Origin of the sequence: Microcystis sp. M165S2 (assembly GCF_020245885.1) — a bacterium.
GTDB lineage: Bacteria > Cyanobacteriota > Cyanobacteriia > Cyanobacteriales > Microcystaceae > Microcystis.
The window spans coordinates 1-6,571 of the sequence record NZ_JADBTZ010000135.1; the positions used below are offsets into that span (position 1 = coordinate 1).

At 42.3% G+C, this 6,571-nt stretch carries 6 protein-coding genes, 1 tRNA gene and 1 pseudogene; 4 read left to right on the top strand and 4 right to left on the bottom strand.

What is annotated here, in order from left to right:
- A pseudogene (locus IM479_RS07090) lies at nt 1-221 on the bottom strand (RNA-guided endonuclease TnpB family protein); the annotation flags it as partial.
- Nucleotides 222-395: 174 nt separating this feature from the next.
- Nucleotides 396-1,880 carry a hypothetical protein gene (locus IM479_RS07095; RefSeq protein ID WP_287687803.1) on the bottom strand — a complete coding sequence of 495 codons (1,485 nt, stop codon included), beginning with the start codon at nt 1,878-1,880 and terminating at the stop codon, nt 396-398.
- A 127-nt stretch (nt 1,881-2,007) separates the two neighbouring features.
- Here IM479_RS07095 and IM479_RS07100 point away from each other — a divergent pair.
- Nucleotides 2,008-2,080 (top strand) — tRNA-Glu (locus IM479_RS07100).
- Between the two features lie 21 nt (nt 2,081-2,101).
- Here IM479_RS07100 and IM479_RS07105 read toward each other — a convergent pair.
- Nucleotides 2,102-3,451 carry a sensor histidine kinase gene (locus IM479_RS07105; protein ID WP_287672997.1) on the bottom strand — a complete coding sequence of 450 codons (1,350 nt, stop codon included), beginning with the start codon at nt 3,449-3,451 and terminating at the stop codon, nt 2,102-2,104.
- Between the two features lie 429 nt (nt 3,452-3,880).
- On the opposite strand from IM479_RS07105, the gene IM479_RS07110 reads away from it, so the two are divergent.
- The 3 genes from IM479_RS07110 to IM479_RS07120 all read left to right on the top strand — a co-directional run bounded on the left by IM479_RS07110 (nt 3,881) and on the right by IM479_RS07120 (nt 5,948).
- Nucleotides 3,881-4,354 (top strand): EVE domain-containing protein, encoded by a 474-nt coding sequence (locus IM479_RS07110; protein ID WP_287673001.1) that lies wholly within the window; start codon nt 3,881-3,883, stop codon nt 4,352-4,354.
- 3 nt (nt 4,355-4,357) lie between these two features.
- Nucleotides 4,358-5,212, top strand: coding sequence for a prohibitin family protein (locus tag IM479_RS07115; protein ID WP_286825403.1), 855 nt, complete (start codon nt 4,358-4,360; stop codon nt 5,210-5,212).
- 85 nt (nt 5,213-5,297) lie between these two features.
- Nucleotides 5,298-5,948, top strand: a complete 651-nt coding sequence (locus IM479_RS07120; protein ID WP_287687806.1) for a restriction endonuclease subunit R — start codon at nt 5,298-5,300, stop codon at nt 5,946-5,948.
- A gap of 92 nt (nt 5,949-6,040) precedes the next feature.
- On the opposite strand, the gene IM479_RS07125 is transcribed toward IM479_RS07120, so the two are convergent.
- Nucleotides 6,041-6,571, bottom strand: a 531-nt coding sequence (locus IM479_RS07125) for a DNA cytosine methyltransferase (RefSeq protein ID WP_287687808.1), incomplete at its 5' end; no start/stop codon positions are given.

The window sequence follows — 6,571 nt, forward strand, 5'->3', positions numbered from 1 at the left end:
TCAGCACTTGCCTGTCTAGCAGTTGAATTAAGTTCATCGGCAAATTTAAAGTCCTGAGCTAATTCTTTAGAATATCGGTATAAATCGTTCTTACCCGTACCTTTTGTATCCATCCATAACCTTACACATTTGTTACGGATAAATTGAGCAGTACGAATAGCATCGTCTATGGCTTGATACTGTTGAGTTTTAGCTTTAACTTTAAACTCTAAGACAAACATTTTACGCAGGGGGTACTCAGACAAAATCAGTATAGCACAATAAAAGTTAAGTTAACAAGCTATAGTTTAAAAAGCCGTCCTAAAAGGACGGGGCTTTAACCCAAAATTTCGGTAAGTCTCAAGTTTCTCACAACAGAAAGACTACTCGATCGGCCATACCCAAAACCGATCGATTTAGCGTTTGCGTTTGAGTAATTTAGAAATGCGTCGATTGTACCGCAACCAACGCCAGATTTTAATGACTAATTCCTCCACCCATAAAATAATCGCATCTAATCCCTCTAAAATCCGTTCTAAGGGGTGTTTAACGTAGCCGACGGGGGTTGATTCGGTTTCTAACCATTCTTCGTTAATTGGTTGAATTATCTCCCTAGCGTAGCGGGGATCTAATTGGGTTGTGGGGGGGGATTCTCCCGGAGTAATTTCAGCGGCGGCCGGGGGGATTTTTTGTAAAGATTTATTTTGTTTTTCTTGACTAAAAGCTTTTTTTGTGCTATGGGACTGGGGAAGGGGATGAGCGGGGTTAAGGCGCGGTTTTTCGGAGTCTTGGGGAGAAATAGCCAAGATATCGGCGGATTCTAGCCAAGGTTGCTCGCTGACGGCGGAAAATGTCAGGGATTGGCGAGAGGAAAAGAAGTGATCGATCGCCGCTTGGATGAGTTTGCCGATCGTGAAGGGATCCGCTTGGGTTTGTTTTTCTAGCCAATCCTGGAGACGTTGCTTGAAGCTGATCAGCAGAGAATTAGGAAAACTTAAGGGATATTTTGCCGATAAAGCGGGTGAATCAGCACTATATTCTAAATTATTCTTCTCTTTTGCCCAGAAATGCTCGATCGCCGCATAAATTAACCAATAAAGGCCCCAGAGATAGGAGGAATTTTTCTCGATAGTCGGGGACTCGTTAACGATCTCGGAAGGGGGGTTAGGGGTGTGACTAAAACTGCTGGGGATTGCGGGGGAGATAGCGAGAAATTTAGCCTCGAAAATTGCTAATTTTTCGTCAATAACTTCTAAAATCGCTTGAGAATTTAAATTAGGCAGTGGTAAGGAGGGTGGTGTCGGGGTTTTGACGAGATGGGATTCCTGGAATAGATTTATGGCGATCGCTATTTGCCCCTGTTGTTCCCAGCGTAGTAGGTTCCAAAACCAACGGATCGGGGGTAAGACAGGATTTTTGTCGGTAAAATTCGGTAATAAAGGCGGATATTGCCGATTTAATCGCTTAATTCTCCGTTTTGCCAGGGCGTAGTTAGCCAGTGCCGTCCTAATTTGTTTTTCTATTTGTCTTTGGGTTTGATTATCGGTGATTTTAACAGTCTGGTGATCGTTAGTGACGAAAACTAAAGCTTGATCCTCTAGATCGGCTGCTATGCCAATAAATGGCGTTTCTTGGTCAGATAAGCTTTGTAGAAATTCTTCGATCGCATCCGTCCCATCTTTTCCGGGGGGTGATAATTGTTTCTGGAGACTGTTCCCCAATTGATTAGCCGTCATCCGCAGCGATTGTACCAGCAAATAGACGGGATAGAGGGCTATTTGCAGGGCAATAGCGATCGCATTTTGACCGCGACGGGAGACGCGGCCGAGGTTATCTTTCAGACGGATCAAACGACGGTTGATCAGGTTGAACAGTCGGCTTTTATAGGGATCGGCAGCCATGGATTTTGGGCGATAACATCTTCAATTAGACTATCCTATTGTGCAAGGGCGGGATTAAAAAATTTTTTGCCAAAACCCTTGACTCCCAGAAAGATTATTGTTATATTTAAAAAGGTCTGAAATCCACGCCCCCATCGTCTAGTGGCCTAGGACACCTCCCTTTCACGGAGGCGACAGGGATTCGAATTCCCTTGGGGGTATGATAAAGAAGGTCAGAGGTCTTAAGCTTCTGACCTTTCAGTTTTTTTCTCCCGTTGATGGCTTTTCGGTAAGGTGACGGTGAAGATTGTTCCTCGATCGATCTGACTTTCGACGCTAATTTGTCCATGATGACTGAGGGTAATCGCTAAAGCGATCGCTAATCCTAATCCTGTTCCCCCGGAAGTGGCAGAATTTTGTCGTGCGGGATCGAGACGATAAAAGCGATCGAAAATATGGGACAAAGCAGCCTCGGGAATACCGATTCCGTTATCTTTGACGCGTACCAGTAACACCGATTGTCGATCGCGTTTACTTTTTTCCAATTCCACTGCCAGATTTTTAGGCTCAGATTCGGGCAAAAAAGCGTGTTTTAGGGCATTAGAGATTAAATTTGTGAATAAACGTGCTAATTGATCCCAATCTCCCCGCATAGTAAACATTTCATCGCTGTAGGAAAAATCCTCTTGGTCTGGTTCCACAATCGACAAAGAGAGGGAAATTCCCTGCTTATCGGCGATTAAACGCTGTTCTTCCACCACTTCCATCAATAAAGCATCCAAAGGTACAGCTTGCTCAATCGGTTGGACGATGCCACTATCAGAACGGGCTAAAAAGAGCAGATCATTGACTAAATTGCCCAATCTTTCCGTTAAACGATCGATCACTTGCAAGCGTTGATGGCCAGTTTGGGGATAAGCGATCGCCATTTGCACGTTAGTTTGAATAGTGGCGATCGGATTGCGTAATTCATGGGAAGCATCGGCGGTAAATTGTTTTAAACTCTGATAGGACTCTTTTACTGGTTGAATGGCTAAACCGGACAAAAACCAACCAATCCAGGCGACACTGGCAATCATCAGGCAAATTCCGGCGATTAAATCCCATAATAGCTGTCTAATCGGTTTTGTCACCTCAAACCAAGGATGACTTACCCGCAGATATCCCAAAACATAATGACCGATTTCCACCCTTTCGGTTACTTGTCGCAGCAGACGATCATCGGATAAGCGAATAGTTTCCCCCTGACGGTGGGGATGGAGGGGAATATCTAAGGATTCAGCCAGAGTTGACCAAAGTAGATTACCTTGGGGATCAAACCATTCCAAATCTATATGATCGTCCTCGACGGATTTACCCTGACTGGGAAAACTTGCGAGGGGATCGACGCGATAACGTCCTTGATCCGGGGGAATCGATTCGATCACGAGGGAACGATTTACCACCTCAATGATGTGTTTGAGGGTATCATCAATGCGATCCACTAGGGTATGGCGCACATAAAAATACATTCCCGTAGCGAGAAAAAGCAGTAGTATGGCAGTGACAACAGTGTACCATAAGGCTAAACGGCGGCGAGTGGCTTGGAACACCGATAATCTATGGATTGGCTAGAGATTTTTAGAGCAATGTATCCTATTTTACAGCTTATTTGAGCGATTTAATAATCGAGAATAAATTATTTTTAGCTATAGGGAAAAACTGGCGGTTGCCAAGAATAGTGCGACTTGAAGGCTTATAGTCCTTAAAAATTGCCGCTAACAAAGGTATTTTTAGATACATTCTCCCCAATAATTGTTTGAGTAGATCTACAAAAGCAGTCAAAGTGAATTATATTTAATACTAAATCCTTTGAGTATAGGCTACATATCAGGACAGGCACTCATGCAAGAGGCAAGAGGCAACAGGAGGAATAAACAATCAGTCTTTAATAACCAGATTTGGTATAACCCTATGGTAACAAGGCTGACAGGAACGGCTAAAAATATTTTTGAGCTTATTTGAATTAATAATAACGATAAATGATGAATTTAAATTACTGGTTAATGAAATCGGAACCCCATGTCTATAGTATCGAGGATTTAAAAAAAGATGGTCAAACTATTTGGGAGGGAGTGCGAAATTATCAAGCGCGCAATTTTCTCCGTCAGATGAAACGGGGAGATTTGGCCTTTTTTTATCATTCTAATACGACCCCGCCGGGGATTGTCGGCTTGATGCGCGTAGTGGAAACCGATATGATCGATCCGACACAATTCGATCCCGATAGTCCCTACTATGATTCTAAATCCTCTCCAGATTCCCCGCGCTGGTGGACGGTTAAAGTTGAATTCGATCGCCTTTTTCCCCAACTGCTGCCCCTAGGAATTTTAAAACAAAATTTTACCGCCGATGAATTATTATTAGTAAGGACAGGAAATCGTCTGTCAGTGATGCCTGTCAATCAAGCGATCGCAGTAAAAATTCTCGCTTTAGTCGCTCATCAAGGAGTATAAACTGTGAACCAGAAAGATGCTATTAATTTACTTTCCCTGATCGGGGGATTATTGGTCACTATTGTCATTTTAGCGGCCTTTAATGCCTATGTGATTATCACCCCCGGACAAGCGGGGGTTTTAAGTGTTTTAGGAAAGGCTAAGGACGGGGTTTTATTGGAGGGACTGCACTTTAAACCTCCCTTTGTTTCTAGTGTTGATATCTACGATGTTACGGTGCAAAAATTTGAAGTTCCGGCCCAAAGTTCCACTAAAGATTTACAAAATTTATCCGCTAGTTTTGCGATTAATTTTCGTCTCGATCCGACTCAAGTAGTGGCAATTAGAAGAACCCAAGGCACCCTACAAAATATTGTCGCTAAAATTATCGCCCCTCAAACCCAAGAATCCTTTAAAATTGCCGCCGCTAAAAGAACAGTAGAGGAGGCAATTACTCGACGCAGTGAGTTAAAAGAAGACTTTGATAATGCCCTATCGACTCGGTTAGAAAAGTATGGTATTCTAGTCTTAGATACCAGTGTGGTAGATTTGAATTTTTCTCCAGAATTTGCTCGGGCTGTCGAAGATAAACAAATCGCGGAACAACGCGCCCAAAGAGCCGTTTATATCACCCAAGAAGCGGAACAACAGGCCCAAGCAGAAGTTAATCGCGCTAAAGGGAAAGCTGAGGCACAAAGACTATTAGCAGAAACTTTAAAAGAACAGGGGGGAGGATTAGTTTTACAGAAAGAAGCGATCGAAGCTTGGCGCGAAGGTGGGGCGCAAATGCCCCGGGTTTTAGTCATGGATGGATCGGGAAAAAATAGCGTACCATTTTTATTTAATTATAGTGATTCTTTTCCAGAAAATACCCCCTAAATTCGGGTCTATTTTGTTAGTAAGAACAGCCGAGACACCTATCTTCCGCTATCATGGAAACAGCAATGTACTGCTTGCTAAATCAATGCTTACCCTCAAAACAAGTAAACTAACCCTTGCTGATGTTCAACGTCATCTCAATTTCCAAGAAAAGCTTGAGGATGTTTCATTTACAGAGCTTTTAGCATTGGAAACCGTCAGCGAGGCAGAAAAATTAGAACTTGTTCAAATCCGCAACGATTTTCGACCCTATTTGATGGAAGATAAAGCATCAGAAGGACAAGTGAAAGTTTTCACCCTATTTCCCCTATTGCGGTTAGCGGGTTTTTATCGTTATCCGATTAAGATTAGGGTTGAAGAAGGGATTGATAATATTATCCTTGTGGATGAAGATAAAACTATTAGCGGACGCTTTGATATTGTCACGGTAAATAATTCGATAGCAACTGTCAATGATATCCCTTTTGGGATTTTAGTCATTGAAGCTAAAGAGAGTGGAATCGAAGTACGTCAGGGATTACCTCAATTACTGACTTATGCCTACAATAGCTTAGAAAGACAACCCTCAGTTTGGGGATTAGCAACTAATGGCTTACAATATATGTTCGTCTATCTCAGACAAGAAACTAACCCCACTTATCAGATAAGGCCAGAACTTAATTTAATGTATCCTGAATCAGCAATTAATCTGCTCCAAATTCTCAAGGCAATGGGTCAGCTAATTTTAGAGACATAAATTAGGACTCAAACAAGCTATAATCTCCTAGTCTTTTACTGTCCATATAGGGAATTAAAAGCGTCTTGAATACTTACCACTATTTAAAACTCCTAATTAAGTTGTCGATTGAACGAGAATGAATTAGTTGAGACTTGCTCAACATCTAACAAAGACTCGATTACAGAATTAACCACAGCAGCTACGCAGGAAATCGCCACACTATTACCCGTTAATTTTCGCATAGTTTGATAACTGCCGACAATTTGATAATCATCGGGAAAACCTTGTAAACGTAGCATTTCCCTTTCTGTTAAACGTCTTTGACCATCCACTAACAAATAATTATAGGATGCTCCCGCTCGCAAGGCACAGGAATAGGGATAAGCACTGACATTACCTCCTTTATTTTCGTGCCAGATAGTCGGTTCACTATCAGGTTTTTTTCCCTCTCTTTTCAGCAGGCGACTTTTTTGAATTTTTTCGGAAGCATAATAAAAATCCGAGACATTTTCCTCTAATATTTCTGTTAAAGACTGCCTCGATAAAGCTGGTTTTGGCCAGATAAAACCCCGCGCTTCTCGGAAACCAACGATAAAAATCCGTTCCCGTTTTTGCGGTAGGCCAAAATTAAGCGCATTCAA